20 protein-coding genes and 1 pseudogene are annotated in these 26194 nt (G+C 63.0%); 13 read left to right on the plus strand and 8 right to left on the minus strand.

Going from position 1 to position 26194, the window contains the following annotated elements:
• Positions 1-259: 259 nt before the first annotated feature.
• The gene (locus QUG01_RS09360; RefSeq protein WP_500829895.1) at positions 260-1522 is read right to left on the minus strand and encodes a glycerate kinase type-2 family protein; all 1263 of its coding nucleotides are present in this window, start codon (positions 1520-1522) and stop codon (positions 260-262) included.
• A 156-nt stretch (positions 1523-1678) separates the two neighbouring features.
• On the opposite strand from QUG01_RS09360, the gene mutS reads away from it, so the two are divergent.
• On the plus strand, positions 1679-4219 hold the full coding sequence (gene mutS / locus QUG01_RS09365) for a DNA mismatch repair protein MutS (protein ID WP_500829896.1): 2541 nt from the start codon (positions 1679-1681) through the stop codon (positions 4217-4219).
• A gap of 62 nt (positions 4220-4281) precedes the next feature.
• Positions 4282-4710 (plus strand): hypothetical protein, encoded by a 429-nt coding sequence (locus QUG01_RS09370; protein ID WP_500829897.1) that lies wholly within the window; start codon positions 4282-4284, stop codon positions 4708-4710.
• 321 nt (positions 4711-5031) lie between these two features.
• On the opposite strand, the pseudogene QUG01_RS09375 reads toward QUG01_RS09370, so the two are convergent.
• Positions 5032-5550, minus strand: a pseudogene (locus QUG01_RS09375) (pseudouridine synthase); the annotation flags it as partial.
• A gap of 346 nt (positions 5551-5896) precedes the next feature.
• Here QUG01_RS09375 and QUG01_RS09380 point away from each other — a divergent pair.
• The 9 genes from QUG01_RS09380 (at position 5897) to ugpQ (ending at position 16439) form a co-directional block, all read left to right on the plus strand.
• The gene (locus QUG01_RS09380) at positions 5897-8134 is read left to right on the plus strand and encodes an NADP-dependent isocitrate dehydrogenase (protein ID WP_500829898.1); all 2238 of its coding nucleotides are present in this window, start codon (positions 5897-5899) and stop codon (positions 8132-8134) included.
• A gap of 263 nt (positions 8135-8397) precedes the next feature.
• On the plus strand, positions 8398-8964 hold the full coding sequence (locus QUG01_RS09385; protein ID WP_043624364.1) for a GbsR/MarR family transcriptional regulator: 567 nt from the start codon (positions 8398-8400) through the stop codon (positions 8962-8964).
• Positions 8965-8967: 3 nt separating this feature from the next.
• Positions 8968-10308 carry a cytochrome ubiquinol oxidase subunit I gene (locus tag QUG01_RS09390; RefSeq protein ID WP_500829899.1) on the plus strand — a complete coding sequence of 447 codons (1341 nt, stop codon included), beginning with the start codon at positions 8968-8970 and terminating at the stop codon, positions 10306-10308.
• Entirely contained in the window at positions 10305-11315 is a 1011-nt protein-coding gene (locus QUG01_RS09395; protein ID WP_500829900.1) for a cytochrome d ubiquinol oxidase subunit II, read from the plus strand. The genes QUG01_RS09390 and QUG01_RS09395 overlap by 4 nt, the downstream gene beginning before the upstream one ends.
• Before the next feature lie 186 nt (positions 11316-11501).
• A complete protein-coding gene (gene ugpB, locus QUG01_RS09400) occupies positions 11502-12821 on the plus strand; it encodes a sn-glycerol-3-phosphate ABC transporter substrate-binding protein UgpB (RefSeq protein ID WP_500829901.1) in 1320 nt (439 codons plus the stop codon).
• 56 nt (positions 12822-12877) lie between these two features.
• A complete protein-coding gene (gene ugpA / locus QUG01_RS09405; RefSeq protein ID WP_500829902.1) occupies positions 12878-13759 on the plus strand; it encodes a sn-glycerol-3-phosphate ABC transporter permease UgpA in 882 nt (293 codons plus the stop codon).
• Positions 13759-14598 (plus strand): sn-glycerol-3-phosphate ABC transporter permease UgpE, encoded by an 840-nt coding sequence (gene ugpE / locus QUG01_RS09410; protein ID WP_500829903.1) that lies wholly within the window; start codon positions 13759-13761, stop codon positions 14596-14598. Before ugpA ends, ugpE begins: the two co-directional genes overlap by 1 nt.
• Positions 14599-14611: 13 nt before the next feature.
• Positions 14612-15724, plus strand: coding sequence for a sn-glycerol-3-phosphate import ATP-binding protein UgpC (locus QUG01_RS09415; RefSeq protein WP_500829904.1), 1113 nt, complete (start codon positions 14612-14614; stop codon positions 15722-15724).
• On the plus strand, positions 15687-16439 hold the full coding sequence (gene ugpQ, locus QUG01_RS09420; protein ID WP_500829905.1) for a glycerophosphodiester phosphodiesterase: 753 nt from the start codon (positions 15687-15689) through the stop codon (positions 16437-16439). The genes QUG01_RS09415 and ugpQ overlap by 38 nt, the downstream gene beginning before the upstream one ends.
• Before the next feature lie 274 nt (positions 16440-16713).
• On the opposite strand, the gene QUG01_RS09425 is transcribed toward ugpQ, so the two are convergent.
• A complete protein-coding gene (locus QUG01_RS09425) occupies positions 16714-17442 on the minus strand; it encodes a substrate-binding periplasmic protein (RefSeq protein ID WP_500829906.1) in 729 nt (242 codons plus the stop codon).
• Between the two features lie 468 nt (positions 17443-17910).
• Here QUG01_RS09425 and QUG01_RS09430 point away from each other — a divergent pair, with 468 nt between their 5' ends.
• Positions 17911-19326 carry an alanine/glycine:cation symporter family protein gene (locus QUG01_RS09430; RefSeq protein WP_500829907.1) on the plus strand — a complete coding sequence of 472 codons (1416 nt, stop codon included), beginning with the start codon at positions 17911-17913 and terminating at the stop codon, positions 19324-19326.
• 33 nt (positions 19327-19359) lie between these two features.
• Here the strand turns inward: QUG01_RS09430 and QUG01_RS09435 are convergent, their stop codons facing one another.
• Together QUG01_RS09435 and hemN are read right to left on the minus strand one after the other, a co-directional pair.
• Positions 19360-21375 (minus strand): methyl-accepting chemotaxis protein, encoded by a 2016-nt coding sequence (locus QUG01_RS09435; protein WP_500829908.1) that lies wholly within the window; start codon positions 21373-21375, stop codon positions 19360-19362.
• Between the two features lie 281 nt (positions 21376-21656).
• Entirely contained in the window at positions 21657-23063 is a 1407-nt protein-coding gene (gene hemN / locus QUG01_RS09440) for an oxygen-independent coproporphyrinogen III oxidase (protein WP_500829909.1), read from the minus strand.
• Positions 23064-23169: 106 nt separating this feature from the next.
• Here hemN and fnr point away from each other — a divergent pair, with 106 nt between their 5' ends.
• Positions 23170-23916, plus strand: coding sequence for a fumarate/nitrate reduction transcriptional regulator Fnr (gene fnr / locus QUG01_RS09445; protein ID WP_043624341.1), 747 nt, complete (start codon positions 23170-23172; stop codon positions 23914-23916).
• A gap of 79 nt (positions 23917-23995) precedes the next feature.
• Here the strand turns inward: fnr and mnmA are convergent, their stop codons facing one another.
• Genes mnmA through QUG01_RS09460 form a run of 3 tightly spaced genes read right to left on the minus strand, consistent with a single transcriptional unit; the run spans position 23996 to position 26153 of the window.
• A complete protein-coding gene (gene mnmA / locus QUG01_RS09450) occupies positions 23996-25072 on the minus strand; it encodes a tRNA 2-thiouridine(34) synthase MnmA (protein ID WP_500829910.1) in 1077 nt (358 codons plus the stop codon).
• Positions 25069-25665, minus strand: coding sequence for a hypothetical protein (locus QUG01_RS09455; RefSeq protein WP_500829911.1), 597 nt, complete (start codon positions 25663-25665; stop codon positions 25069-25071). The genes mnmA and QUG01_RS09455 overlap by 4 nt, the downstream gene beginning before the upstream one ends.
• 20 nt (positions 25666-25685) lie before the next feature.
• A complete protein-coding gene (locus tag QUG01_RS09460) occupies positions 25686-26153 on the minus strand; it encodes an NUDIX hydrolase (protein WP_500829912.1) in 468 nt (155 codons plus the stop codon).
• Positions 26154-26194: the final 41 nt, after the last annotated feature.

Here is a 26194-nt window from a genome sequence, read left to right on the forward strand (position 1 = left end):
CGTCGGACTGTGCGCCTTGCTTCCGGCCCAAATCGGCTCAAACGCGATCCACTCACCAAACGTCAACAGCCCCTAGCATTGAAAAATATCAGCCAGCAGCGGAACATGCCGATCCGAGCCTGGAAAGCGGCCCTAACTCGCTTTGCCATCCAGTTCGAGTAACGCTTACCTTATCTAAACCCCGGTTACACAAGAATGCGGACAGTCTCGGGTGCCTTCATCAAGCCGATATTGTTGTCTTGCGGGTTCAAGATTCGCGCTAGCCCAATAAGATCGCTCTGAAATCATTGACATTGGTGTGCGTCGGTCCGGTGACTAGCAGATCGTTCAGCGCGGAGAAAAAACCATAGCTTTCATGATCGGCCAGGCAGCCTTCGGCCTTGAGGCCTAGCGCAAGGGCGCGGGCCAGCGTATCTGGCGTGATCAGCGCGCCGGCATTGTCCTCGCTGCCGTCTATGCCGTCGGTGTCCGCCGCCAGGGCATAGACGCCGGGCAGGCCGTTCAGCGCCACGGCGAGGGCGAGCAGGAACTCGCTGTTGCGGCCGCCGCGGCCTTGGCCTTTCAGCGTGACCGTGGTTTCTCCGCCGGACAGGATGAGGGCGGGCCGCGCCACCGGCAGGTCATGCGCCGCGATCTGACGGGCGACGCCGGCGTGGACTTTCGCCACCTCGCGCGCTTCGCCCTGTATGCTGTCGCCCAGCAACAGCACGTCGTAACCGAGCCGCCGCGCCTCGGCCTCCGCCGCCCGCAAGGCGATTTGCGGGGTGGCGATCAGCCGGTACTCGGCATGGGCCAGCCTCGTGTCGCCGGGCTTGGGCGTCTCGTCGGGTTCCGCGTCCAACAGGCCTTGCGCCGCCGGCGGCAAATTCAGGCCGTATTTGGCGACTACGGCGCGCGCATCGGCATAAGTGCTGGGATCGGCCACCGTCGGTCCCGACGCGATCACGGCCGGATCGTCGCCCACCACATCGGAAATCGCCAAGGTCACCAGCCGCGCCGGGGCGCAGGCCAGCGCCAGCCGTCCGCCCTTGATGGCCGACAGGTGCTTGCGCACGGCGTTCATTTCGTCGATGCCGGCGCCGCAGGCCAGCAACTGCCGGTTGACCTGCTGTTTGTCTTCCAGGCTGATGCCCTCGGCCGGCAGCGACAGCAACGCCGAACCGCCGCCGGACAGCAGACAGATCACCAGGTCGTCCGCCGTCAGCCCGCGCACCGCGTCCATAACCCGCTGCGCGGCAATGCAAGCGGCCGCGTCAGGCACCGGATGGGACGCCTCCAGCACCGTGATCCGCGAAGTGGGCAGCGCATGGCCATAACGCGTCACCACCACGCCGGACAATGGGCCTGGCCAGGCCTGCTCCAGCACGCGCGCCATCGCGGCGGCGGCCTTGCCGGCGCCGATCACCACCGTACGGCCCGCTGGCGGAGGCGGCAGATGATCCAGCAGCCGTTCCGGCTTGACGCTGGCGACGGCGACATCGAACAGGCGGCGCAAGACTTGCTGCGGCGACAGGCGGGACATGGCTTTTCTCCTTATGGTTGTCGGAACATTGTGCCGCAAGCCGCCCTGGCTGACACCCCCGCCGCCGCGCGCTAAAATGTCGCCAACTTCGACGCCCCGCCTTTCCGGGGCGTCGCGCATTTATCCAGACCGACCAAGAGCAGAGCCCGACACCCGATGAGCACGCCCCAGCACACCCCGATGATGCAGCAGTATCTAGCCCTGAAACGCGAGCACGCAGACAAGCTGCTGTTCTACCGCATGGGCGACTTCTACGAGCTGTTCTACGAGGATGCGGAAAAGGCGTCGCGGCTGTTGGACATCACGCTGACCGCGCGCGGCGCCAGCGCCGGCACGCCGATCAAGATGGCCGGCATTCCTTATCATGCCGCCGAGGGCTATCTGGCGCGGCTGGTGAAGATGGGAGAATCCGTGGCCATCGCCGAACAGATCGGCGATCCGGCCCTGGCCAAAGGGCCAGTGGAACGCAAGGTGGTGCGCATCGTCACGCCGGGCACGCTGACCGATGCCGCGCTCTTGGACGACAAGCGCGACAACCTGGTGCTGGCGGTCAATATGGTCAAGGGCGTGCTGGGCCTGGCCTGGCTGTCCCTCGCCAGCGGCGAGTTCAAGATCATGCAGGCTGGCGTCGAGGACCTGTCTAGCGAGCTGGAGCGCCTGAAGCCGGCCGAGCTGGTGATCCCGGACGACACCGGCCTGGCGGCGTTCGAGCAGATTGCCATCCCCAGGAAGAAGCTGCCGCCATGGCAGTTCGACATCGAATCGTCCAAGCTGGCGCTGACCCGCCATTTCGGCACCCGCGATCTGGCCGGCTTCGGCGCGGACACGCTGCCGGTGGCTGTCGGGGCAGCGGGGGCCTTGCTGGAATACGTGAAGTCCACCCAGGGCGTGAATCCGGCCCACATCTCCGCGCTGTCGGTGGAAGACGCCGGCGAGCTGATCCGCATGGACGCCGCCACCCGCCGCAACCTGGAGCTGACCGAAACCATACGCGGCGAGGCCTCGCCGACGCTGGCTTCCTTGCTCGACACCTGCGCCACCAGCATGGGCAGCCGCCTGCTCGGCCACTGGCTGCATCATCCGATGCGCAATCACCAGAAGCTGGCGCGCCGCCACGGCGCGGTGCGCGCGCTGCTGGCGCGGCATCAGGACGTTCATGCCGAGCTGGACCAGGTATCCGACATCGAGCGCATCACCGCCCGCGTGGCGCTGCGCTCAGCGCGGCCGCGCGACTTGTCGGCATTGCGCGACTCGCTGAGGGCGCTGGCAGGCATCAAGGCGCTGGCCGCCAGCCTGGATGCGCCCTTGCTGCGCGAACTGGCCGCCGTGTTGCCGGACCACTCGCCAGTGGAAACCATGCTCTCCGCCGCCATCCTGCCGGAGCCGGCCACCTTCCTGCGCGACGGCGGCGTCATCAACAACGGTTTCAGCCCGACGCTGGACGAGCTGCGCGCCATTCAAACCGACTGCGGTGACTTCCTGTTGCAACTGGAAGCGCGCGAAAAGGAACGCACCGGCATCACCACGCTGAAAGTCGAATTCAACCGCGTGCACGGCTTCTACATCGAAGTGTCCAAGGCCCAATCGGACAAGGTGCCGGACGACTACCGCCGCCGCCAGACGCTGAAGAACGCCGAGCGCTACATCACGCCGGAGTTGAAGGAATTCGAAGACAAGGCGCTGACCGCGCAAGACCGTTCGCTGGCGCTGGAAAAACAATTGTACGAGGCGCTGCTGGACGAGCTGGCGCCGCACATCGCCGAGTTGAAGCTGATCGCCCAGGCCGTGGCGGCGCTGGATGTGCTGGCTGCGTTCGCTCAGCGGGCCAGCATAGGCAATTACGCCGAGCCGCAGTTCGTGCCGGAACCTAGGCTCGACATCGTCGCCGGCCGCCATCCGGTGGTGGAGGCTGAGGTGGAGCGCTTCATCGCCAACGACACCAAGTTATCGGCTGAGCGCAAGCTGTTGCTGATCACCGGCCCGAATATGGGCGGTAAGTCCACTTATATGCGGCAAAACGCGCTGATCACGCTGCTGGCCCACGTCGGCAGCTTCGTGCCGGCCGACTCCGCCATCATCGGCCCGATCGACCGCATCTTCACCCGCATCGGCGCGTCCGACGACTTGGCCGGCGGCCGCTCCACCTTCATGGTGGAAATGACCGAAACCGCCAACATCCTCAACAACGCCAGCGAGCACTCTCTGGTGCTGATGGACGAGGTCGGCCGCGGGACGTCCACTTTCGACGGCTTGGCCCTGGCCTGGGCCATCGCCCGCGCGCTGATCGAGAAGAACCGCGCCTATACGCTGTTCGCCACCCATTATTTCGAGCTGACCACGCTGGCCGGGGAATACCCGGCCGTCGCCAATGTCCATCTGTCGGCGGTGGAGCATAAGGACCGCATCGTGTTCCTGCACCATGTGGAGGACGGCCCGGCCAGCCAGAGCTATGGCCTGGCTGTGGCGCAGCTGGCCGGCGTGCCGGGCAAGGTGATACGCGACGCGCGCCGCCACCTGGCGGAGCTGGAGAACCAGTCGGCGGCACGGGTGCAGCCGGACCTGTTCGCCGCCCCGGCGCCTGCGGCGGAACCCGAGCCGCATCCGGCGCTGGAGCGGCTGGCGGAGCTGGATCCGAATGAGTTCAGCCCCAGGCAAGCGCTGGAAATTTTGTTCGAACTGAAAAAACTGACCTATTGATCAGCTACTGTCGGAATCTTTACCTATTATTACTAAATGGTAACGTCCAACAGAGGAGTAACATGATGTCGCTTGAGACCGCCTCCGCCGCACCCAGCATCAGCCAACTGCTTGGCAAGCTGGCTGACGACGGGTCCATCGCTCTTTCCGAAATCCGGGAAAAGGCGAATCACGAACTGTCCAGCTTCGCCGAGCTGGCGCAAAAGGAGCTGAACCAGTTCGACATCAGCATGCCGCCCGCCATCAGCCTGATCAGCGGCGATGGATTCCAGTTGAAGCTGGAAAACGCGCATCCGCATGAAGCCGAAATCCAAAACTGGTTGCAGGGCAATCTGATTCTGGCCCGCAAGTTCAAGGAAGTCGAGGTGCTGTTCGAGTTCGTGCGCGCCGCGGAAAGCGCGGGCGAAGTCTTCCCGGAAAGCTCCCATTTCCATATCGGCCTGACCAGCGCTGGCCCGATCGCTTATTTCGAGGACAATCACAGCTATTAAGGCAGACCCTCCGTGACCCAAGATTGGCGCCATCAAGCGCCTCCACCCCGCGGGGAAGCCAAGGCTTCCCCGCTTTGCTTTTCAGCGCCGCGCATTCAAACCGAGCAGCGAATTTTCATCAGGATTAGGCGGTGAGCGAGCGGAGCCGTGGCCTGGAGCGAACAGCCCCTAGTCCTTCCGGTTGCGGGCAAAGCGGAACGTAGGGGCCTTGCCGCCCTTGGCCGCCGGTGCCTGCGAGCGGTCCGGCGCGCGCGCGCCAGGCTTGCGGCCGGCAGCGCCTGACCGCGGCAAATCTTGAAGACTCACCTCCAGCTGCCGCATCTCGCCGGGCTGCAGGCTATCCAGCCGCCACGGGCCGATCGCCACCCGCACCAAGCGCAGCGTGGGCAGGCCGGCCTTGGCTGTCATCCGCCGCACCTGGCGGTTCTTGCCTTCGCTGATGATGATTTCCAGCCAGCAGTCCGGCACCGTCTTGCGGAAACGCACCGGCGGATTGCGCGGCCACAGTTCCGGCGTTTCGATGCGGCGAACCTGGGCCGGCTGAGTAATGAAATCGCCCAGGTCTACGCCCGCGCGCAACATCTCCAGCTGCTCTTCCTTGGGTTCGCCCTCCACCTGTACCCAATAGGTCTTGGGCAGCTTCCAGCGCGGATCGGCGATGCGGTGTTGCAGCGTGCCATCTCCGGTCAACAGCAAGAGGCCCTCGCTGTCGGTGTCCAGCCGGCCTGCTGGGTAGACGCCGGGAAGGGGCACGCAGGACTTCAGCGTCGGATGCGTGGGATGGTCGGAAAACTGGCAAATCACGCCATACGGTTTGTTGAGCAGAATCAGCTGGGGCATGCGGAAAACACAGCGAAATAAAGTAGGCGAATGATAGCAAGGCCTGGCCCCCGCGTGAGCGATATCGTGTGTCGCGTTTGGGGACCGGCGGCTAAGCTGGTGTTCGAACAAGCGTTTTATTCGCATTCGAACGTCATCTGGCCAATTATCAGGCATAAAAGTTTCAGTTGCGTCGCCAACCAAGACGATGAGAAGGGGTATAATTCGCTTTTGAAAATTGCCAAAGAGCGGCGTGACGCCCGCGTCCGCCCAGCCAATATCTCCGGCCTTCCCCGGAATGCCGTCCGAGCCATGACCTCTTCGCGCAATCGTTCTGTCGTCACAAGATCAACATGGAGATAGAGTAATGCCAGCAGAACAATCGAAAATCATCTACACCCTGACTGACGAAGCGCCGGCGCTGGCCACCAGCGCCTTCCTGCCTGTGGTCCAGGCCTTTGCCGCTTCCGCCGGCATCCAGGTGGAAACCGCCGACATCTCCGTGGCCGCCCGCGTGCTGGCGGAGTTCCCCGACCATCTGACCGACGAACAGAAAGTGCCGAACACGCTGGCGGAACTGGGCAAGCTGACTCAGCACCCGGACACCAACATCATCAAGCTCCCCAATATCAGCGCCTCCGTGGCGCAGTTGATAGCCTGCGTCAAGGAATTGCAGGCCAAGGGCTATAACATTCCCGACTACCCGGAAAACCCGACGACAGACGCAGAAAAGGCGATCCGCGACCGCTACGCCAAGTGCCTAGGCTCGGCGGTGAACCCGGTGCTGCGCGAAGGCAATTCCGACCGCCGCGCGCCATTGGCGGTGAAAAACTACGCCAAGAAGCATCCGCATTCGATGGGCGAATGGAAGCAGTGGTCGCAGACTCACGTTTCCCACATGCACCACGGCGATTTCTACCACGGCGAAAAGTCGATGACGCTGGACAAGGCGCGCGACGTCAAGATGGAACTGGTGACCAAGAGCGGCCAGGCCATCGTGCTGAAACCCAAGGTGGCGCTGCAGGCCGGCGAGATCATCGACTCGATGTTCATGAGCAAGAAGGCGCTGTGCGACTTCTACGAGCGCGAGATGGAAGACTGCCGCGAAGCCGGCATCCTGTTCTCCCTGCACGTGAAGGCCACCATGATGAAGGTGTCCCACCCCATCGTGTTCGGCCACTGCGTCAAGATTTACTACAAGGACGCGTTCGAGAAGCACGGCAAGCTGTTCGAGGAACTGGGCGTCAACGTCAACAACGGCATGGCTACCCTGTACGAGAAGATCGAAACGCTGCCGGCCTCCAAGCGCGAAGAAATCATCCGCGACCTGCACGCCTGCCAGGAGCACCGTCCGCGCCTGGCCATGGTGGACTCGGCCAAGGGCATCACCAACTTCCACTCGCCGAACGACATCATCGTCGACGCCTCGATGCCGGCGATGATCCGCGCCGGCGGCAAGATGTGGGGCGCCGACGGCAAACCTTACGACTGCAAGGCCGTGATGCCGGAATCGACCTTCGCCCGCATCTACCAGGAGATGATCAACTTCTGCAAATGGCATGGCAACTTCGATCCGCGCACCATGGGCACCGTGCCCAATGTCGGCCTGATGGCGCAGAAGGCCGAAGAGTACGGCTCGCACGACAAGACTTTTGAAATCCAGGAAGACGGCGTCGCCAATATCGTCGATCTGGCCACCGGCGAAGTGCTGCTGTCGCAGAACGTCGAGCAGGGCGACATCTGGCGCATGTGCCAGGTCAAGGACGCGCCGATCCGCGACTGGGTCAAGCTGGCCGTGACCCGCGCGCGCAACTCCGGCATGCCGGCCGTGTTCTGGCTGGACCCGTACCGCCCGCATGAAAACGAGCTGATCAAGAAGGTGCAGACCTACCTGAAGGATTACGACACCACGGGCCTGGACATCCACATCATGTCGCAAGTGCGCGCGATGCGTTACACGCTGGAGCGCGTGGCGCGCGGCCTGGACACCATCTCGGTCACCGGCAACATCCTTCGCGACTACCTGACGGACCTGTTCCCCATCATGGAGCTGGGCACCTCGGCCAAGATGCTGTCCATCGTGCCGCTGATGGCCGGCGGCGGCATGTACGAAACCGGCGCTGGCGGCTCTGCGCCCAAGCATGTTCAGCAACTGCTGGAAGAGAACCACCTGCGTTGGGACAGCCTGGGCGAGTTCCTGGCGCTGGCGGTCAGCCTGGAAGAACTGGGCATCAAGACCGGCAATGAAAAGGCCAAGATCCTGGCCAAGACGCTGGATGCCGCCACCGGCAAGCTGCTGGACGAGAACAAGTCCCCGTCGCGCCGCACCGGCGAGCTGGACAACCGCGGCAGCCAGTTCTACCTGTCCATGTACTGGGCCCAGGCGCTGGCCGCGCAGTCCGACGACAAGGAACTGCAAGCCCGTTTCGCGCCCATCGCCAAGCAATTGGCCGACAACGAGCAGAAGATCCTGGCCGAGCTGAAGGCCGTGCAGGGCAAGCCGGCGGATATCGGCGGCTACTACCTGCCGGATGCCGCCAAGTGCAGCGCGGTGATGCGTCCGAGCGCCACCTTCAACGCCGCCATCGCCGCTGTGCTGGCCTAAGCGGGACGGACAAGCGGCTGATGCCGGGCGCGCCGCCTGGCATCAGCCGTTTTTTTGAACGCCAAACCATCGCGGCCATCCAGGCCAAGCTCAACAGCCTCCGGGGTTTCCCGGAGGCTTTTTTCATGCCATGGCCTGAGCGCGGAACTGCGGCAAGACGGTCTGTCGCGCCGAGCAAGGTCAGTCTGTGTCTTGACTCTATCCCGCTGGACAACCTATGATCCATATCAAACTTTCAGAAATTACTGAAAATTGGAAAAATCATGAACCTCCCCCCTCTGGTGCAGTCCTTTGTGTTGCACTTTGGCGAGATGGGCAGCCGCTGGGGCATCAATCGCACCGTCGGCCAGATCTATGCCTTGCTGTACGTATCGGAAAAACCGCTTAACGCCGATGAGATCGGCGAAGCGATAGGTTGTTCCCGCTCCAATGTCAGCATGGGGCTGAAAGAGCTGCAGTCGTGGCGTTTAGTCAAGCTGCAGCATTTTCCCAGCGACCGCCGCGAGTATTTCTCCACGCCGGAAGACGTGTGGCAGATATTCAAGACCCTGGCCGAGGAGCGCAAGAAGCGCGAGGTGGAGCCGACGCTGACCATGCTGCGCGGCGCCATCATGGACAGCCCGGCCAGCGAGGCGGAGCGGCACGCGCAGGAAAGAATGAAAGAGATGTACCAGCTGATCGAGCTGGTCACCACCTGGTTTTCCGATATCCAGCACATGGACGTGGAGACGCTGCAGCGATTGATGAAGCTGGGCTCTCAGGTGCAGAAAGTGCTGCAGTTCACGCAATCGCTGTCGCGGCTCGGCCACCGCGAAGAAGAAAAGGAGTAAGCCATGGAGCTCGATCCCGTCACGCTGGCGCGCATCCAGTTCGCCACCAATATCAGTTTTCACATCCTGTTTCCCACCATCAACATCGCGATGGCCTGGGTGCTGCTGTTCTTCAAGATGCGCTTCCGCCAGACCGGCGACCAGGGCTGGATGGACGCCTACGGCTTCTGGGTGAAGATCTTCGCGCTGTCCTTCGCGCTGGGCGTGGTGTCCGGCGTGACGATGAGTTTCCAGTTCGGCACCAACTGGCCGGGCTATATGCAGACGGTGGGCAATATCGCCGGCCCGCTGCTGGCCTATGAAATCCTGACGGCGTTTTTCCTGGAGGCGGGCTTCCTCGGCATCATGCTGTTCGGGCGCAGCAAGGTGTCCGAGGGCGTGCACACCTTGGCGACCTTCCTGGTGGCCTTCGGCAACACCGTGTCGGCGTTCTGGATTCTGGCGCTGAACTCCTGGATGCAGACGCCCACCGGCTTCGTGATGCGAGACGGCCGCGCCCATGTCGTCAGCTGGCTGGAGGTGATCTTCAACCCGACCTTGCCGTACCAGCTAACCCATATGCTGCTGGCTTCCGGCCTGACCGTGGCGTTCCTGATCGCCGGCCTGTCCGCCTACCGCTACCTGCGCGGCGAGCGCGGCCGCGGCGTCATGGTGGCCTTGAAGAGCGGCGTGTTCCTGGCGGCGCTGCTGATCCCTTTGCAAATGTTCGTGGGCGACATGTCCGGTTTGAACACGCTGAAGCATCAGCCGGCCAAGCTGGCAGCGATCGAAGGCATCTGGCACACCGAGAAGGATGTGCCGCTGCTCTTGTTCGCGCTGCCGAATGCCGAAACCCGCAGCAATGACTATGCGCTGGGCGTGCCGCAGCTGGGCAGCCTGATCCTGACCCACACCTGGGGCGGCGAGATCAAGGGCTTGAACGAGTTCGAGCATCATCCGCCGGTGGCCAAGGTGTTCTGGAGTTTCCGCGTGATGGTGGGCATGGGCATGCTGATGCTGCTGGTTTCCTGGCTGGCCGCCTGGCTGCTGAAGAAGCGGGGCGAGCTGCCGCAGGCATTGGCGCGGGTGCTGGTGGGCATGACGTTTGCCGGCTGGATCGCCACCCTGGCCGGATGGTTTGTCACCGAGATAGGGCGCCAGCCATGGCTGGTGACGGGCGTGCTGACCACCGCCCAGGCGGCCGGGCATGCGACGGCGCCGATGCTGTTCACTTCCTTGAGCACGTATCTGACGCTGTACGCGCTGCTGCTGACCGCTTATATCTCGGTGCTTTTTTACCTGGCGCGCAAGGCCGGCGCGCATGAGCTGGCGCACGAACCGCAACTGAAGGAGAAACTGGCATGAGCGAGGCATTCTACCTGCCGGCGATCTTCGCCGGACTGATGGCGTTGGCGATGCTGGTGTACGTGATTCTGGACGGCTTCGATCTGGGCGTCGGCATTCTGCTGCCGCTGGCGACCGATGACGAGAAGGATGTGATGGTGGGCTCGATCGGCCCGTTCTGGGACGCCAACGAGACCTGGCTGGTGCTGGGCGCGGGCCTGTTGCTGGTGGCGTTTCCGGTAGCGCACGGCGTGGTGTTCGGCGCCTTGTATCTGCCGGTGCTGGCCATGCTGGTGGGGCTGATCCTGCGCGGCGTGGCTTTCGACTTCCGCGTCAAGGCGCAGGACCCGCACAAGCCTTGGTGGAATGCGGCCTTTGCCGGCGGCTCTCTGCTGGCGGCGCTGGCGCAGGGCGTGATGCTGGGCCGTTTCCTGACCGGCTTTGCCGAGGGCGCTACCGCCTGGCTGTTCGCGCTGGTGGTCGGCGCGGGACTGGCGCTGGCCTACGCCTTGCTCGGCGCCTGCTGGCTGGTGATGAAGACGCAAGGCAAGCTGCAGGCCAAGGCGATTGTCTGGGCCGAGTACGCCCTGTACGGTGCCGGCTTGGCCGTGCTGGCGGTATCGGTGGTGACGCCGCTGGCCAATCCCGGCATCGCCGCCAAATGGTTCGCGCTTCCGCAGTTCCTGTTGCTGCTGCCTTTGCCGCTGGGCTCGCTGGCGCTGTTCATCCTGCTTTGGCTCAGCCTGCCCAGGCTGGCGCGGCGCCAGGCAGCCGGCAACGACGCCTTCTGCTGGCTGCCGTTTGCCGCCAGCGTCGGCATCGTGCTGTTGTCGTTCTGGGGGCTGGCTTATAGCGTGTTCCCGCAGATGGTGATCGGACGGATGACAATCTGGCAAGCGGCGGCCGATCCGGAGGCGCTGTGGGTGATTCTGTGGGGCGCTGTGGTGGTGCTGCCATGCATCATCGGCTACACCGCTTTTGCTTACCGGGTGTTCTGGGGCAAGGCCGATAAGCTGAGTTACCAGTAAAAGCGCGCGGATGCGTTTGTAAAAGGGCACGCCTTGCGTGCCCTTTTTGCATGGATGTCATGAGCAAATTTGTAAATGAGCGCTTGTTGAAATTCTGATGACATATTACTGTAACGATATTGTCATTTTGTCCGGCCACAATCCGCCGCTTGACGACTTGCCCGCCCACGACATCTGGAGATCACGATGAAGTTTGCTCTGTCCCGCCGCGCCGGCGCGCTGGCGCCCCTGCTGCTGACGCTGTCTGTTTCCGCCCAGGCCGCCACCGAAATCCAGTTCTGGCATTCCATGGATGGCGCGCTGGGCGACCGCGTCAACGCCATCGCTGCCCAGTTCAACGCCAGCCAAAAGGATTACAAGGTGGTGCCGGTGTACAAGGGGCAGTACGACGAATCTCTGGCCGCCGCCATCGCCGCCTACCGCAGCGGCAACGCGCCGGCCATCGTGCAGGTGTTCGAGGTGGGCACCGCCACCATGATCCAGGCCAAGAAAGCCATCAAGCCTGTTTACCAAGTGATGGCCGATGCCGGGGAAAAACTGGACGAGAAAGCCTTCATTCCGGCCGTGGCCAGCTACTACTCCGACGCCAAGACCGGCCACCTGCTGTCCTTGCCGTTCAATAGCTCCACCCCGGTGCTGTACTACAACAAGGATGCCTTCAAGAAGGCCGGCCTGCCGGACGCGCCGCCCAAAACCTGGCCGGAGCTGGCCGCCGCCGCCGCCAAGTTGAAAGCCTCCGGCATGCGCTGCGGTTACAGCACCGGCTGGCAAGGCTGGGTGCAGCTGGAGAACTACAGCGCCTGGCACAATCTGCCGGTCGCCAGCCAGGACAATGGCTTTGGCGGCACCAACGCCGTGCTGCAGTTCAACGGCCCGACCCAGGTCAAGCACATCGAGATGCTGGCCAAGATGGCCAAGGATGGCAGCTTCAGCTATGCCGGCCGCAAGGACGAGGCCACGCTGAAGTTCTATAGCGGCGAGTGCGGCATCATGACCGGCAGTTCCGGCTCCTTGGCCAATATCCGCAAGAACGCCAAGTTCGCTTTCGGCATGGGCATTATGCCGTACGACCCGGCGGTGAAGGGCGCGCCGCAAAACGCCTTGATCGGCGGCGCCAGCCTGTGGGTGATGGCCGGCAAATCCCCGGCCGAATACAAGGGCGTGGCCAAGTTCTTCAAGCTGCTGACTTCGCCGGCGGTCATGGCCAAATGGCATCAGGACACCGGCTACCTGCCGGTGGTGAGCGCCGCCTATGAGCTGAGCCGCAAGGATGGCTACTATCAACAGAACCCCGGCGCCGACATCCCAACCCTGCAGATGCAGAACAAGCCGCCCAAGTCCTATACCCGCGGCCTGCGCCTGGGTTATATGCCGCAGATCCGCAGCGTGGTGGACGAGGAGCTGGAGGAGGTGTGGACCGGCAAGAAGAGCGCCAAGGACGCGCTGGACAACGCGGTGCTGCGCGGCAATGAGCTATTGCGCCGCTTCGAGAAGACCGCCGGCTGATTTCTCGTCCCATGAGCGGGCAGCCGGATGGCTGTCCGCTGTGTCCTGGTGTCCTCATGCAAAACCGTACTTATTTTCCCAACCGCTGGCTCGGTTTGGCGCTCCTGGCGCCGCAGCTGGCGATCACGCTGGTGTTTTTCCTGTGGCCGGCGCTGGAGGCGCTGTGGCAATCGGCGCATATGCAGGACCCGTTCGGGCTGGACAGCCAGTTCGTCGGCCTGGCCAATTTCAGCCAGCTGTTCCATGACCCGCTGTACCTCGGCACCATCCAGACCACGCTGCTGTTCAGCGCGCTGGTGACGATTCTGGGCACCGGCAGCGCGCTGATCCTGGCGGTGATGGCCAATCAGATCGTCCGCGGCAAGCGCGTCTACCAGACGGTGCTGATCGCGCCATACGCCATCGCGCCTTCGGTGGTGGCCGTGCTGTGGCTGTTCCTGTTCAACCCCAGCCTGGGTTGGATCAGCTATCTGCTGCGCGGCATGGGGTATGAATGGAACCACGCGCTCAATGGCGGCCAGGCGCTGCTGCTGGTGGTGCTGGCCTCGGCCTGGAAGCAGATCAGCTACAACTTCCTGTTCTTCTACGCCGGCCTGCAGGCGATACCGGCGTCGCTGCTCGAGGCCGCCGCGATAGACGGCGCCGGCCCCCTGCGCCGTTTCCGCGACCTGGTGTTCCCGCTGCTGTCGCCGACCAGCTTCTTCCTGCTGGTGGTCAACCTGGTGTACGCCTTCTTCGATACCTTCGCGGTGATAGACGCGGCCACCGGCGGCGGGCCGGGCAAGTCCACCGAAACCATGATCCTCAAGGTGTACCTGGAGGGCTTCAAGGGCTTGGACCTGGGCAGCTCGGCCGCGCAATCGGTGGTGCTGATGATCGTGGTCGGCATCCTGACGCTGATCCAGTTCCGTTACGTGGAAAGAAAGGTGCAGTACTGATGGTGGAAAACCGCAAAGGGCTGGACCTGTTCTGCCACGCGATGTTGATCGCCGGCGCGCTGGTCGTGGCATTCCCCTTGTATCTGATGTTCGTCGCGGCGAGCCAGAGCGCCGATCAGGTGACGCGGGTGCCGCTGTCGCTGCTGCCGGGCGGCGAGCTGTGGACGAATCTTTCCACCGTGTTGTGGAACGGCAGCGGCGGCCTGGCGGTGCCGCTGGCGCGCACGCTGTGGAATAGCCTGGTGATGGCGCTCTTGATCGCCATCGGCAAGATTTTCATCTCCTTCCTGTCGGCCTATGCCATCGTCTATTTCCGCTTTCCGTTCAGAAAAACCGGCTTCGCGCTGATCTTCGCCACGCTGATGCTGCCGGTGGAAGTGCGGATTTTCCCGACCGTGGAGGTGGTGACCCAGATGGGGCTGATCAACAGCTATACCGGCCTGACCCTGCCCTTGATCGCGTCCGCCACCGCCACCTTCCTGCTGCGCCAGTTCTTCATGACCCTGCCCAAGGAGCTGATGGAGGCGTCGCGGGTGGATGGCGCGGGGCCGATCCGCTTCATGGTGGACGTGGTGCTGCCCTTGTCGCGCACCAATATCGCGGCCCTGTTCGTCATCACCTTCATCTATGGCTGGAACCAGTACCTGTGGCCGCTCCTGGTCACGCATGATCCGGCCATGTCCACGGCGGTGATCGCGATCAAGGGCATGCTGGGCGAGGGCGCGGTGCAATGGCATCTGGTGATGGCGTCGGCGCTGTTGACGCTGCTGCCGCCGCTGGCCGTGGTGATCTTCATGCAGCGCTGGTTCGTCAAGGGCCTGGTCGACAACGAAAAATGAGAAGGCGCGCCATATGGCAAAACTGAGTCTGAAGAATATCGCCAAGCGCTATCCCGGCGCCGAGCGCAAGGTGCTGGAAGACATCTCGGTCGAGATCGGCGACGGCGAGTTCGTGGTCATCGTCGGCCCGTCCGGCTGCGGCAAGTCCACGCTGCTGCGCATGGTGGCCGGCCTGGAAAGCACCGAGGACGGCGAGATCCGCATCGGCGAGCGCCTGGTCAACCAGCTGGAGCCCAAGGACCGCGACATCGCCATGGTGTTCCAGAATTACGCCCTGTATCCGCACATGACGGTGGCGCAGAACATGGGCTACGCGCTCAAGCTCAAGGGCATGGCCAAGACCGCCATCATGGAGCGGGTGCTGGCCGTGGCCAAGGTGCTGGAGCTGGAGCAGCTGCTGTCGCGCAGGCCGCGCGAGCTGTCCGGCGGCCAGCGCCAGCGCGTGGCCATGGGCCGCGCCATCGTGCGCGAGCCGGCGGTGTTTCTGTTCGACGAGCCGCTGTCCAATCTGGACGCCAAGCTGCGCGGCCAGATGCGGCTGGAGATCCAGCAACTGCACCGCCGTCTGTCCACCACCAGCCTGTATGTCACCCACGACCAGGTGGAAGCGATGACGCTGGCCGACCGCGTCATCGTGTTGAACAAGGGCCATATCGAGCAGATCGGCGCGCCGGACGAAATCTACGACCGGCCGGCCTCCACTTTTGTCGCCAGCTTTATCGGCTCGCCGGGCATGAACCTGCTGGACGCCGAGGCCGACCCGCGCGGCGAGCGCCTGCTGCTGGGCGATGGCTCGGCCTTGACCTTGCCGCAGCCCTGGAGCGAGCTGGCGGGGCGCAAGTTGAGCGTCGGCATCCGGCCCGAACACCTGCGCCTGGGCGGCGAGCCGGGCTTGAGTCTGAGCCTGCGGGTGGACAGCATCGAGATGCTGGGCGCCGATAATTACGTCTACGGCTTGATGGCCGGGCAAAACGCGGTGGCGCGGCTGGCCCACGGCCAGCGCCCTCAGCCGGGCAGCCGGCTGGAACTGACGGTGCGGCCGGAGGCGCTGCACCTGTTTGACGCCCAAACACAACGGAGAATCGAGCATGTCGCAGCAACTGAAGCAGTCCTGGCCGTATCCTGAGCTTGTCGCCCACCGCGGCGGCGGCACGCTGGCGCCGGAGAACACCCTGGCCGGCTTCCGCGAAGGCATTCGTTACGGCTACCGCGCGGCGGAGTGCGACGTGAAGCTGTCGGCCGACAAGGTCTGCTTCCTGCTGCATGACGACACCGTGGACCGCACCAGCAACGGCCAGGGCGAGGCCAAGCTCAAGACCATGGCCGAGCTGTCGATGCTGGACGCCGGCGGCTGGAAGGGCGCGGCCTTCGCCGGCGAGGCGCTGCCGACGCTGGCCAATGTGGCGGCTTACTGCCGCGCCCAGGGCATGCTGCTGAACATCGAGATCAAGCCGTGTCCGGGCCGCTTCGAAGAAACCGGCCGCTTGGTGGCGCAAGAAGCCGCGCGGCTGTGGGCCGGCGCGGCGGTGCCGCCCTTGTTGTCCTCGTTCGAGATCGACGCCTTGAGCGCGGCGCAGGCGGCCGAACCGGCGCTGCCGCGCGCGTTTCTGTGCGAGGACATCCCCGCCAACTGGCGCGAGATTTTGCGGGAGCTGGACTGCGTGGCGCTGCACTGCGACCACCATGCGCTGACCGCGGAACTGGCGCGCGACATCAAGCAGGCCGGCTACCAGCTGCTGTGCTACACGGTGAACGATACGGCGGACGCCGGGCGGCTGCTGGCCTGGGGCGTGGACAGCCTGTGTACCGACAGGCTGGACCTGCTGCCGGCGCGCCGCTAGGGGCTGTTGACGTTTGGTGAGTGGATCGCGTTTGAGCCGATTTGGGCCGGAAGCAAGGCGCACAGTCCGCCGCATAGTCATTCTATGCAAGGGCTGGGCAACGTGGCTTCCGGCCCAAAGCGGCCAAACCCGCAGGGCCGGGTGCCTTTCGCGCCGACTCTTCGTTGTTCCGCGCTGGCAGAGAATAACTATGCGGCGCGCGAAACGCCTCGATTCGGCGCAAAACGCATCCCGGCGCGACCGCCCACCAAACGTCAACAGCCCCTAGCGCCGTTCAGGGCGACCAGCGTTGCTGGATGGCTTGCAGCTGGCCGTTCTGCTGTAATTTTCTCAGCGCGGTCTCGAACTGCCGCGCGCGCGGGTCGCCTTTGGCGAAGGCCACGTAGCGGGGCATTTCCACCAAGGGTTTGGACAGCACCCGCACCTGGTTTTCCGCCTGCAGCTGCTGGATGAAGTACAGCAGCTGCGTCTTGTCGCCGACGATCACATCCACCCGTCCCGCCAACAGCATCGCCACCAGCTGGCGCGGCGTGGTGGCGTGCAGGTCGCGTTCGAGGTCCGCCTTGTCGAAGTCGGTTTCGTAGCTGTAACCGTGTACTTGGCCTATCAGATAAGGCTTGAGATCGTCCAGGCTGCGCCAGTAGCGCAGGCGGTTCTGCGTCAGCGTGATGAATACGGTTTGTCCGGTGCGCAGCGGTCCCACCAGCTCATATTGGGCGCGGCGCTCGGCCGTGCCGGTGAAGACGAATCCGGCGTCGGCTTCCTTCTGCGCCAGCTGCAGCTTCACTCTTTCCCAGGGCAACAGGCTGATGCGGAATGGCGTGCCGGCTTCCCGCATCACCGCGCTCACCAGCTCCACGTCCAGCCCCTGCGGGCTGCTGCCGTCCCGGCCCAGGTAGCTGTACGGTTCAAAGTTGGCGTCGGCGACCAATCGCCACGGCGGTTCGCCCGCCAGACAGGCGAGGCACCACAGCGCCATTACCCAATAGCCTATCGCTTTCATGCTGCTTGCCGCTCCGATTGCCCGCCACGCGCGCATTTTCAGATTAGCATCTATCTATTTCAGGCTGAATAATTGATCTGCTTGAAAATGATTGGCAAAAGCCCATGCAGATCAGGCGCGGCCCTATGGCTGTTGCAGGATGGCTTCACTTTGCCAATTGCATGCCGCGTCCGGCCGTCTCCTCGCAGCAATGGTCTTGCCGCTTCTTATATAGCGATTTGCCGTTGCAATGAATTCAACGCATGTCGGCTTGGAAAATTGTTTTATTGCCATTTGTCCGGGTCTTTTGCTAGATTCGCCCACTTTGCCGCCAGCGCTGCGGCAAGCCAATCGGCTGGGGCTGACGCCGAATCCGCTTTCTGTTCTCAAGGTGCTTATCCCGGCGCCAGATCGGGATTCATCCAACCTTCGATCCCCGCGGCGACGCATATTGCGGGGAGGTTTACGCTCAGAACGCCAAGGAGAACCATGGAGTTGTTTCATTCACTGATCAATGCCGTCAACGATGTGTTGTGGGGCAAGATTCTGATCGCGCTGTTGATCGCGGTCGGCCTGTATTTCACATTGCGTTCCGGCCTGCTGCAACTGCGCCTGTTCCGGCGCGGTTGGCAGGAGATGACGGGCGGCCGCGGCGGCCACCGCAGCAAGAACGATATTTCGCCGTTCCAGGCCTTCGCCACCGGGCTGGCCAGCCGCGTGGGCACCGGCAATATCGCCGGCGTAGCCATCGCCATCGCCGTCGGCGGGCCGGGCGCGGTGTTCTGGATGTGGCTGACCGCCTTGCTCGGCATGTCCAGCGCTTTCGTCGAATCGACGCTGGCGCAGCTGTTCAAGACCAATCACCATGACGAAACCTTCCGCGGCGGCCCGGCCTACTACATCCAGCGAGGCCTGGGTCAGCGCTGGCTGGGCGTGGTGTTCGCGCTGTGCCTGATCCTGGCTTTTGGCCTGGTGTTCAACGCGGTGCAGGCCAACTCCATCGTCGCCGCCACCGCCGGTGCCTGGGGCTGGCATCCGATGTTCGTCGGCGTGGCGCTGACGGCGATGACCGCTCCCATCATCTTCGGCGGCATCCGCTCCGTGGCGCGGGTGGCCGAGTGGCTGGTGCCGGTGATGGCGCTGATTTACCTGGCGATGGCCTTCTACGTGCTGGCCATCCATGCGGCGGAACTGCCCGGCCTGGTGGTGCTCATCGTCAAGAGCGCGCTGGGCCTGGAGCAGGCGGCCGGCGGCGCGGCAGGCTACGCGGTGAGCCAGGCGATGATGCTGGGCATCAAGCGCGGCTTGTTCTCCAATGAGGCGGGCATGGGCTCCGCGCCCAATGCCGCCGCTACGGCGGCGTCGCGCCACCCGGCCAGCCAGGGCGCGATCCAGATGTTCGGCGTGTTCATCGATACCATGGTGATCTGCACCGCCACCGCGGCCATCATTCTGCTGTCCGGCGTGCATGACCAGGGCCTGAGCGGCGTGGCGCTGACCCAGAAGGCCATCGAATCGCAATTCGGCCCGCTGGGCGTATCGTTCCTGGCGGTGGCGATGTTCTTGTTCGCCTTCACGTCCATCCTGGGCAATTACGCCTACGCCGAAGGCAATGTCGAGTTCATTCTCAACAGCAAGCGCGGCCTGCTGGCCTTCCGCTTGCTGGTGCTGGCGATGGTGCTGTTCGGCGCGCTGGCCAGCCTGCCGCTGGTGTGGGACATGGCCGACCTGGCGATGGGCTTGATGGCGCTGATCAATCTGGCCGCCATCTTGTTGTTGTCGCGCTATTTCTTCATCGTGCTCGGCGATTACCAACGCCAGCTGAAGGCCGGCGTGGCCGTGCCGGAGTTCAAGGCGGAGCGCTACCCCGAGTTGGCCGACAAGGTGGAGAAGGGCATCTGGTAAGCCAGAGCCCGCGGGCTTTTCGATTTGACGCGGCTACACGGTGAAGCGGCCGGCCACGCCGAGCAGCCGCGCCGAAACCGCCTGCAGCTCGCCGGCGGTTTCGGCGCTGGCCTTGACCGCCATTGCGTTCTGCTCCGACATCTTTGAGACCTGCTCCACATTCTGTGCCAGCGTCTGGCTGGCGTGGCTTTGTTCGCGCAGCGAGTCGGTGATCTGATGGATGCTGGCCAGCACGTCGGTGATGTGGAGACGTATTTCATTCATGCTGTTGCCGGCCGCGCGCGCGCGCTGCTGGCCGTCCATGATGGCGCGCATGCCCACCTGCATGTTCTGCGTGCCGCGTTGCGCCGTGCTCTGGATCTGGCTGACGATGTTGCTGATTTCGGTGGTGGACAGCGCGGTGCGTTCGGCCAGCTTGCGCACCTCGTCCGCCACCACGGCAAAGCCGCGTCCCATTTCGCCGGCTCGCGCCGCCTCGATCGCCGCATTCAGCGCCAATAGATTGGTCTGCTCCGCCACGTCGCGGATCACATCGACGATGCCGACGATGGATTCGGACTGTTTCCCCAGCTCGCCTATCGTGTCCGACACCGTGGACACGTCGCGCACAATGCCGTCCATGCTGCTGCTGGTGGCGGCGATCACCTTGTCTCCCTCGCCGGACTCGTGGACGGCGTCGGTGGAGAGCCGATCCGCTTGTTCCGATTGTTCCGCGCAAACCGACAAACTGGTGCTCAGCTGCTCTATCGCGGCAGCCATGCTGGCGGCGGCCTCGTTTTGCTGGCAGCTGCTGGAGGTGATGCTTTGCGCGCTCTGCGCCATCAGGGATGCCGCGCCGTTGACTTCATTGGCGGTGGAGATCAGTTGGGATACGGTTTCCCGCAACTGATTGCGCATGCTGCGGATGGTGGCGAGCAGGCTGGATTCGTCCTTGTCGCGCAACTGGATGCGGGTATCCAGCCGGCCGGAGGCGATCTGCTCGACGACTTCCTGCACGTAGAATGGCTCGCCGCCCAGTTGCAGCGTGATCGACAGATACAGTTGCTGGAACAGGAAGATGGCCAGCAGCATGGCGGCGAAGCTGATGCCGATATAGGTGTCGCGCTGCAGGGCGGTGCGGTCTATCCGGGCTTGCAATAGATCGTTCAGCCTAGCCAGCCCGCTGGAGATGTAGGCCGAGATGGCCTGGACGTTTTCGGCGGTATGGCCGGCAATCTTCAGCCCGCTGGCGCCGGTCTTGCCGGCGACGGCGTCGTCTATGCCCTGGCCCTGGTGTTTCAGGATGGCGGCCAGCTTGTCGCCCATGGGCGCAAGATCGGCTTTCAGTACCGCGTTGTAGGCGAAAGCCTTGCCGACGTCGCTGACCAGGCCGTCGCTGGCTTCTCCGATCAGCGGGCGCAGTTCGACCAGCCTGTCCCGTTGCCCGGATTCCAGCGGATGATTGGCCTCCGCCAGCGCGGCGACGGCATGCGCTTCGCCCAGGTGGATCAGCAAGGTGGGCAGCTTGGAGGTTGAGGCATCCATCAGATAGTAGGTATCGATGTCCGGGTCCAGCGTCAGGTTGGAATTGTCGCTGATGGCGCCGATCAGGTTGTTCAGCTTGTCGTTGAAGGCGGCGTAGGCGGCAATCTGCTGCGCAGGCGCGGCATTGCCGGCGGCCTGCAAAGCGTTCCAGCCGGCAAGCGTGTCTTTCCAGGCGCTGTCGCTGTTCAGTGTGCCGCCAATCTGATCGTTGACCGTTTTCAAGGCCTGCCATTTGGTCTGCAGTTGCTGAGTCGCATCGCTCAGGCCGCTGCGGGCCTGGCTGTCGCCCAGCGCGGCGCGCACCGCCAGTTCTTGCTGCAGCTGCGCGGCGGCAAGGCAGGCGGTCAGCGGCTGCATATAAACGACGCCGATTTTTTCCTTGTTGGTGGACTCGATGTTGTCCTGATTGGTTCGATACAGGGCGTAGACCAAGTAGAGCAGCGCTAAGGCGAACAGCAGTCCGATGACGGCAAAACGCTTGGGATAGCTGAGGCCTTGCATCAGCCGGACGATGGGGGTGGTCATGGCGATACTCCTTCCGTATTGCCCGCGCAGGAACGCTGGAGGGCAAAACGTGGCGGAATGAAGTTCCCTATCCTTCAACTGTATAAGTGGAATTGCTTAATGCAAGTCTAAATCATAGTGATTTACAGACGGGCCGCTATCGCGCGGGAGACAGTATCGGGCGGCGCTGGCCGTGGAAGAGGAGGCGACTGGATGGGGCCGGCTGCGCGCGCCTTGCCGCTTGTGTCCGGGCAAGGCGCGCAGGCATGAAATCTCGCGCCAGAGGCGCGAGGGGGGGTGGATCAGATGGTTTTGGAATAACGGGCGTGGGTTTGCCGTTCGCGCAGGTGCCGGTCAAAGATCATTGCGATATTGCGGATCAGGAAACGGCCCTTGGGCTCCACCATCAGGAAGTCGCCGTCGAAGGACAACAGGCCCTGCTGCTGGAAAACCCGGATCTGCGGCATTTCTTCGGTGAAGTATTGGGCGAAATTAATGCCGTAGATTTCCTCGATGGCCTCCACGGACAGCGAGAAGCGGCACATCAGGCCCTGGATGATGGTGCGGCGCAGCACATCGTCGTTGTCCAGCGTCAGGCCGCGCACCACCGGCAGCTTTTTCTGATCCAGCGCGGCGTAATACCCTTCCAGCGTCTTGTCGTTCTGCGTGTAACAGGCGCCGATCTTGCCGATGGATGACACGCCGAAGCCCAGCATGTCGCAGTCGGCGTGGGTGGAATAGCCCTGGAAGTTGCGTTGCAGCCGGCCCTGGCGCAAGGCGACGGCCAACTCGTCGTCCGGCTTGGCGAAATGATCCATGCCGATGAATACATAGCCGGCATCGGTCAGCATCTTCACCGCGTCCTGCAGGATGTCCAGCTTGACGCCGGCAGGCGGCAGGTCGGCCTCATGGATGCGGCGCTGCGGCATGAATACCGTCGGCAGGTGGGCGTAGTTGTACAGCGCCAGCCGGTCCGGGTCGAGCGCCAGCGCGGTTTCCAGCGTGCGCAGCATCGATTCGCGCGTCTGCAGCGGCAGGCCGTAGATCAGGTCCAGGCTGACCGACTGGATGCCGGCCGAGCGTCCGGCTTCGATCACGGCGCGGGTTTCCTCTTCGCTTTGAACGCGGTTGACCGCCTTCTGCACCGCCGGCTCGAAGTCCTGCACGCCGACGCTGATGCGATTGAAGCCATATTTCGCCAGTTTTTGCATCGTTTCGCGCGAAACCTTGCGCGGATCTATCTCTATGGAATATTCTCCATCTGGCATGAATTCAAAATGGGTGGAGAGCATGCCCATCAATCGTTCAAGCTGGGCATCGGACAGGAAAGTGGGCGTGCCGCCGCCAAAGTGCAGCTGGATGACTTTTTCGCGGCAGCCAAGCTGCTCGGCCACCAGGCGGATTTCCTTTTCCAGATAGTCCAGATAGATGTCGGCCTTGCTCTTGTCCTTGGTGATGATCTTGTTGCAAGCGCAGTAGAAACAGACCGTGTTGCAAAACGGTATGTGCACGTAAAGCGATAAAGGCTTGCGGTTGGCGCCGATGCGGCGCTGCTTCAAGCGGAGCAGATAGTCGCTTTCGGAAAAATTGGATGTAAAGCGATCCGCGGTCGGGTACGATGTGTACCGCGGCCCTGAGCCATCCAGTCGTTCGATCAGCTCGCGATCAAACTCAAAATGAGCGGGAGAATAAGGATGGGTGGTTTTCATGTCGTTTTCTGATGGAAAAACTTCTGGTGTACTGGTAAATTTGCGGAAAACCCGTGAACTCAGTATTGATAAGGGTCAACCTTTACCGGCTTGCAGCCCATACAGCATGTCAGAACACAACCACATACCCCTGCATAGTTTGAAAGTCTCTTGCTCCAGCTGTAGTTTGCGCGAGCTGTGTCTCCCGGTTGGCCTCAATCGCGAGGAGATGAGCCAGCTCGATACGGTGATTCGGCAGAGCCGCCGTCTGAAGCGAGGCGAGTACCTGTTCCATAGCGGCGAGTCTTTCAAGTCGCTGTTCGCCGTGCGCACCGGCTTCTTCAAAACCTGCGTCGCCAGCCAGGACGGCCGCGAACAAGTCACCGGTTTCCAGATGTCCGGCGAACTGATGGGCTTGGACGGCATTTCCACCGGCAACCACAGCTGCGACGCCATCGCGCTGGAGGACAGCGAGGTGTGCGAGCTGCCGTTTGGCCGCATGGAGACGCTGAGCCGCGACATCCCCAGCCTGCAGCATCATTTCTACCGGCTGATGAGCCGCGAAATCGTGCGCGACCAGAACGTCATGCTGCTGCTTGGCAACATGAAGGCGGAGGAGCGCATTGCCGCCTTCCTGCTGAATCTGTCGCAGCGCCTGTCTACCCGCGGCTTCGCCGCCAACGACTTCATCCTGCGCATGAGCCGCGAGGAGATCGGCAGCTTCCTCGGCCTGAAGCTGGAGACCGTCAGCCGCACGCTGTCCAAGTTCCAGCAGCAGGGCTGGATCGCCGTCGATCACAAGCATATCCAGCTGGTGAAAGTGGACGATCTGAAGAACCTGATCTCCGGCTGTTCTCACGCCAACGGGCACTGATTCCGGCTTGATGGAAAAGCGAAAGGCAGGTCATTGACCTGCCTTTTTCATGCCCGTGGATGATGGCCGCCGCCAGGGCTTACCGGATGATGCCGCCGCCCAGGCAGATGTCGCCGTGGTACAGCACAGCCGATTGGCCTGGGGTGACGGCCCATTGCTTCTCCTGGAAACGCAGGCTGGCCTGGCCGTCCACGATGGGCGACAGCGAGCAGGCGGCATCGGCCATGCGATAGCGGTTCTTGGCGCTGTAGTCGCCTGGCGCCGGCGCGTCCGGCAGCGTCCAGCTCAGATCGGCCATGGACAGCGTCGGCTTCAGCAGCAGCGGGTGGTCGTGGCCTTGCACCACGATCAGCTTGTTGTCCGGGATGTCCTTGCCGGCGACGAACCACGGCTCGCCGTTGCCGTCCTTGCTGCCGCCAATCGTCAAACCCTTGCGCTGGCCCAGCGTGTAGTACATCAGGCCGATGTGCTCGCCCACGACTTTGCCGTCCGGCGTCACCATCTGGCCGGGGGAGGTGGGCAGATAGCGCTGCAGGAACTCGCGGAACGGCCGCTCGCCTATGAAGCAGATGCCGGTGGAGTCCTTCTTGGCAGCGGTGGGCAGGCCGGCTTGCTCGGCCAGCTGGCGCACTTCGGTCTTCTTGATGTCGCCCAGCGGGAAGATGGCTTTTGCCAGCTGATGCTGCTGCAAGCGGTACAGGAAGTAGCTTTGGTCCTTGGTGTGGTCCACCGCCTTCATCAGGTAATGGACGCCGTCCTGTTCCATCTTGCGCGCGTAGTGGCCGGTGGCGATGCAGTCGGCGCCGAGTTCCATCGCGTAGTCGAGGAAGGCCTTGAACTTGATCTCGGCATTGCACAGCACGTCCGGATTCGGCGTGCGGCCGGCCGAGTATTCCTTGAGGAAGTACGAGAACACGCGGTCCTTGTATTCCTTGGCGAAGTTGACGATTTCCATGTCGATGCCGACGATGTCGGCCACGCTCATCGCGTCCAGCGCGTCCTGCTTGATGGAGCAGTATTCGTCGTCGTTGTCGTCTTCCCAGTTTTGCATGAACACGCCGATCACTTCATGGCCCTGCTGCTTCAAGAGCCAGGCCGTTACCGACGAATCCACGCCGCCGGACATGCCGACGACGATGCGTTTCTTACCCGTCACGGGGTGCTTCCTTCCTTGCTGTTGCTTGCCTGTTTGACAGGCTCGGGTACGGCCGGTGGCTCGTAACCCGTCATCCAAACTGAAAGGGGAACCACCACGGGCGGTTCCCCGAAATCCTTGAACCAAGTGTCCACCGCCCAGTCCTGATTGGCGGTGTTGTCGTGCAGCACGCCGGTGTAGTGCAAGTCCAGGATATGCGGCGCGCGCCATTCAGGTGGCGCCGCATGGTGGAATTTCAACCAGCCCTGGCTATCCAGGTAGCGCAGAAAGGTGGTGACGTTGCTGCTGTGGTCCACGCAATCCATCCGGCCTTCGGCCGGGCCGTCATGGAAATTGCCGCCCTTGTCCTGCCAGATCGGCATATCGCGCGCGGCGATGAAGTACAGGGTCTGAACCGCGTCTGCTGCCGCCTCGCGCTCGTTTTGCGCCGTATCGGCTTGGGATAGCCGCGCCGCCAGCCAATCACGCTCCTCTGCGGATAGTTCGAAGGAGGCATGCCTGGAACATCGGTAATGATAACAGATGTTTAGCGCATCGGCGAAGGCCTGGGGCAGGGCGAAAAAGAGCAATAAGGCCAGCAGGGCTTTGATCATAGGCGGTATCCGGTGGGGGCTCAGCGCAGGTCGCGTATCAATTCCAGCGGATGCAGTATGCCATTAAGATAGTCGTCGATGCATTGCATCACCACCGGGCTGCGCAGCCGCTGGGACTGGGCGGCGATCTCCTCGCGCGTCAGCCAGTGCACGGCGACGATGCCCTCATCCAGTGCCACGGCGCTTTCGGGTGCGGCGGCGTCGCCGGCGAAGGCGAAACGCAGATAGGTGATGTCGCTGCCGGCGCGGTCCGCCAGGTAAACGCCGACCAAGCCGCGCGGGGTGAAATGCCAGCCGCTTTCCTCGCGCGTTTCGCGGATGGCCGCCTGCAGAAGGGTTTCGCCGCGCTCCAGATGACCGGCCGGCTGATTGAGGCGCAGCCCGTCCGCTGTTTCCTCCTCGATCATCAAAAAACGCCCATCGCGCTCAATGACGGCGGCGACTGTTGTATTTGGTTTCCATTCTCTTTCGATGTTATTGACAATCATTCTTGTTTGTCTCTATGATGATAACTATTCTTGATTGTAAG

This window comes from Chromobacterium sp. CCUG 76385 (genome assembly GCF_059916625.1).

What these genes read in the sequence shown, in the direction of transcription:
- ugpQ (WP_500829905.1), top strand. Translation starts at nt 15,687, where the DNA reads ATGTCGCAGCAACTGAAGCAGTCCTGGCCGTATCCTGAGCTTGTCGCC.
- QUG01_RS09380 (WP_500829898.1), top strand. Translation starts at nt 5,897, where the DNA reads ATGCCAGCAGAACAATCGAAAATCATCTACACCCTGACTGACGAAGCG.
- QUG01_RS09415 (WP_500829904.1), top strand. Translation starts at nt 14,612, where the DNA reads ATGGCAAAACTGAGTCTGAAGAATATCGCCAAGCGCTATCCCGGCGCC.
- QUG01_RS09425 (WP_500829906.1), bottom strand. Translation starts at nt 17,442, where the DNA reads ATGAAAGCGATAGGCTATTGGGTAATGGCGCTGTGGTGCCTCGCCTGT.
- QUG01_RS09385 (WP_043624364.1), top strand. Translation starts at nt 8,398, where the DNA reads ATGAACCTCCCCCCTCTGGTGCAGTCCTTTGTGTTGCACTTTGGCGAG.
- mutS (WP_500829896.1), top strand. Translation starts at nt 1,679, where the DNA reads ATGAGCACGCCCCAGCACACCCCGATGATGCAGCAGTATCTAGCCCTG.
- QUG01_RS09430 (WP_500829907.1), top strand. Translation starts at nt 17,911, where the DNA reads ATGGAGTTGTTTCATTCACTGATCAATGCCGTCAACGATGTGTTGTGG.
- QUG01_RS09370 (WP_500829897.1), top strand. Translation starts at nt 4,282, where the DNA reads ATGATGTCGCTTGAGACCGCCTCCGCCGCACCCAGCATCAGCCAACTG.
- ugpA (WP_500829902.1), top strand. Translation starts at nt 12,878, where the DNA reads ATGCAAAACCGTACTTATTTTCCCAACCGCTGGCTCGGTTTGGCGCTC.
- ugpE (WP_500829903.1), top strand. Translation starts at nt 13,759, where the DNA reads ATGGTGGAAAACCGCAAAGGGCTGGACCTGTTCTGCCACGCGATGTTG.
- QUG01_RS09395 (WP_500829900.1), top strand. Translation starts at nt 10,305, where the DNA reads ATGAGCGAGGCATTCTACCTGCCGGCGATCTTCGCCGGACTGATGGCG.
- QUG01_RS09390 (WP_500829899.1), top strand. Translation starts at nt 8,968, where the DNA reads ATGGAGCTCGATCCCGTCACGCTGGCGCGCATCCAGTTCGCCACCAAT.
- QUG01_RS09435 (WP_500829908.1), bottom strand. Translation starts at nt 21,375, where the DNA reads ATGACCACCCCCATCGTCCGGCTGATGCAAGGCCTCAGCTATCCCAAG.
- QUG01_RS09455 (WP_500829911.1), bottom strand. Translation starts at nt 25,665, where the DNA reads ATGATCAAAGCCCTGCTGGCCTTATTGCTCTTTTTCGCCCTGCCCCAG.
- ugpB (WP_500829901.1), top strand. Translation starts at nt 11,502, where the DNA reads ATGAAGTTTGCTCTGTCCCGCCGCGCCGGCGCGCTGGCGCCCCTGCTG.
- QUG01_RS09460 (WP_500829912.1), bottom strand. Translation starts at nt 26,153, where the DNA reads ATGATTGTCAATAACATCGAAAGAGAATGGAAACCAAATACAACAGTC.
- hemN (WP_500829909.1), bottom strand. Translation starts at nt 23,063, where the DNA reads ATGAAAACCACCCATCCTTATTCTCCCGCTCATTTTGAGTTTGATCGC.
- QUG01_RS09360 (WP_500829895.1), bottom strand. Translation starts at nt 1,522, where the DNA reads ATGTCCCGCCTGTCGCCGCAGCAAGTCTTGCGCCGCCTGTTCGATGTC.
- fnr (WP_043624341.1), top strand. Translation starts at nt 23,170, where the DNA reads ATGTCAGAACACAACCACATACCCCTGCATAGTTTGAAAGTCTCTTGC.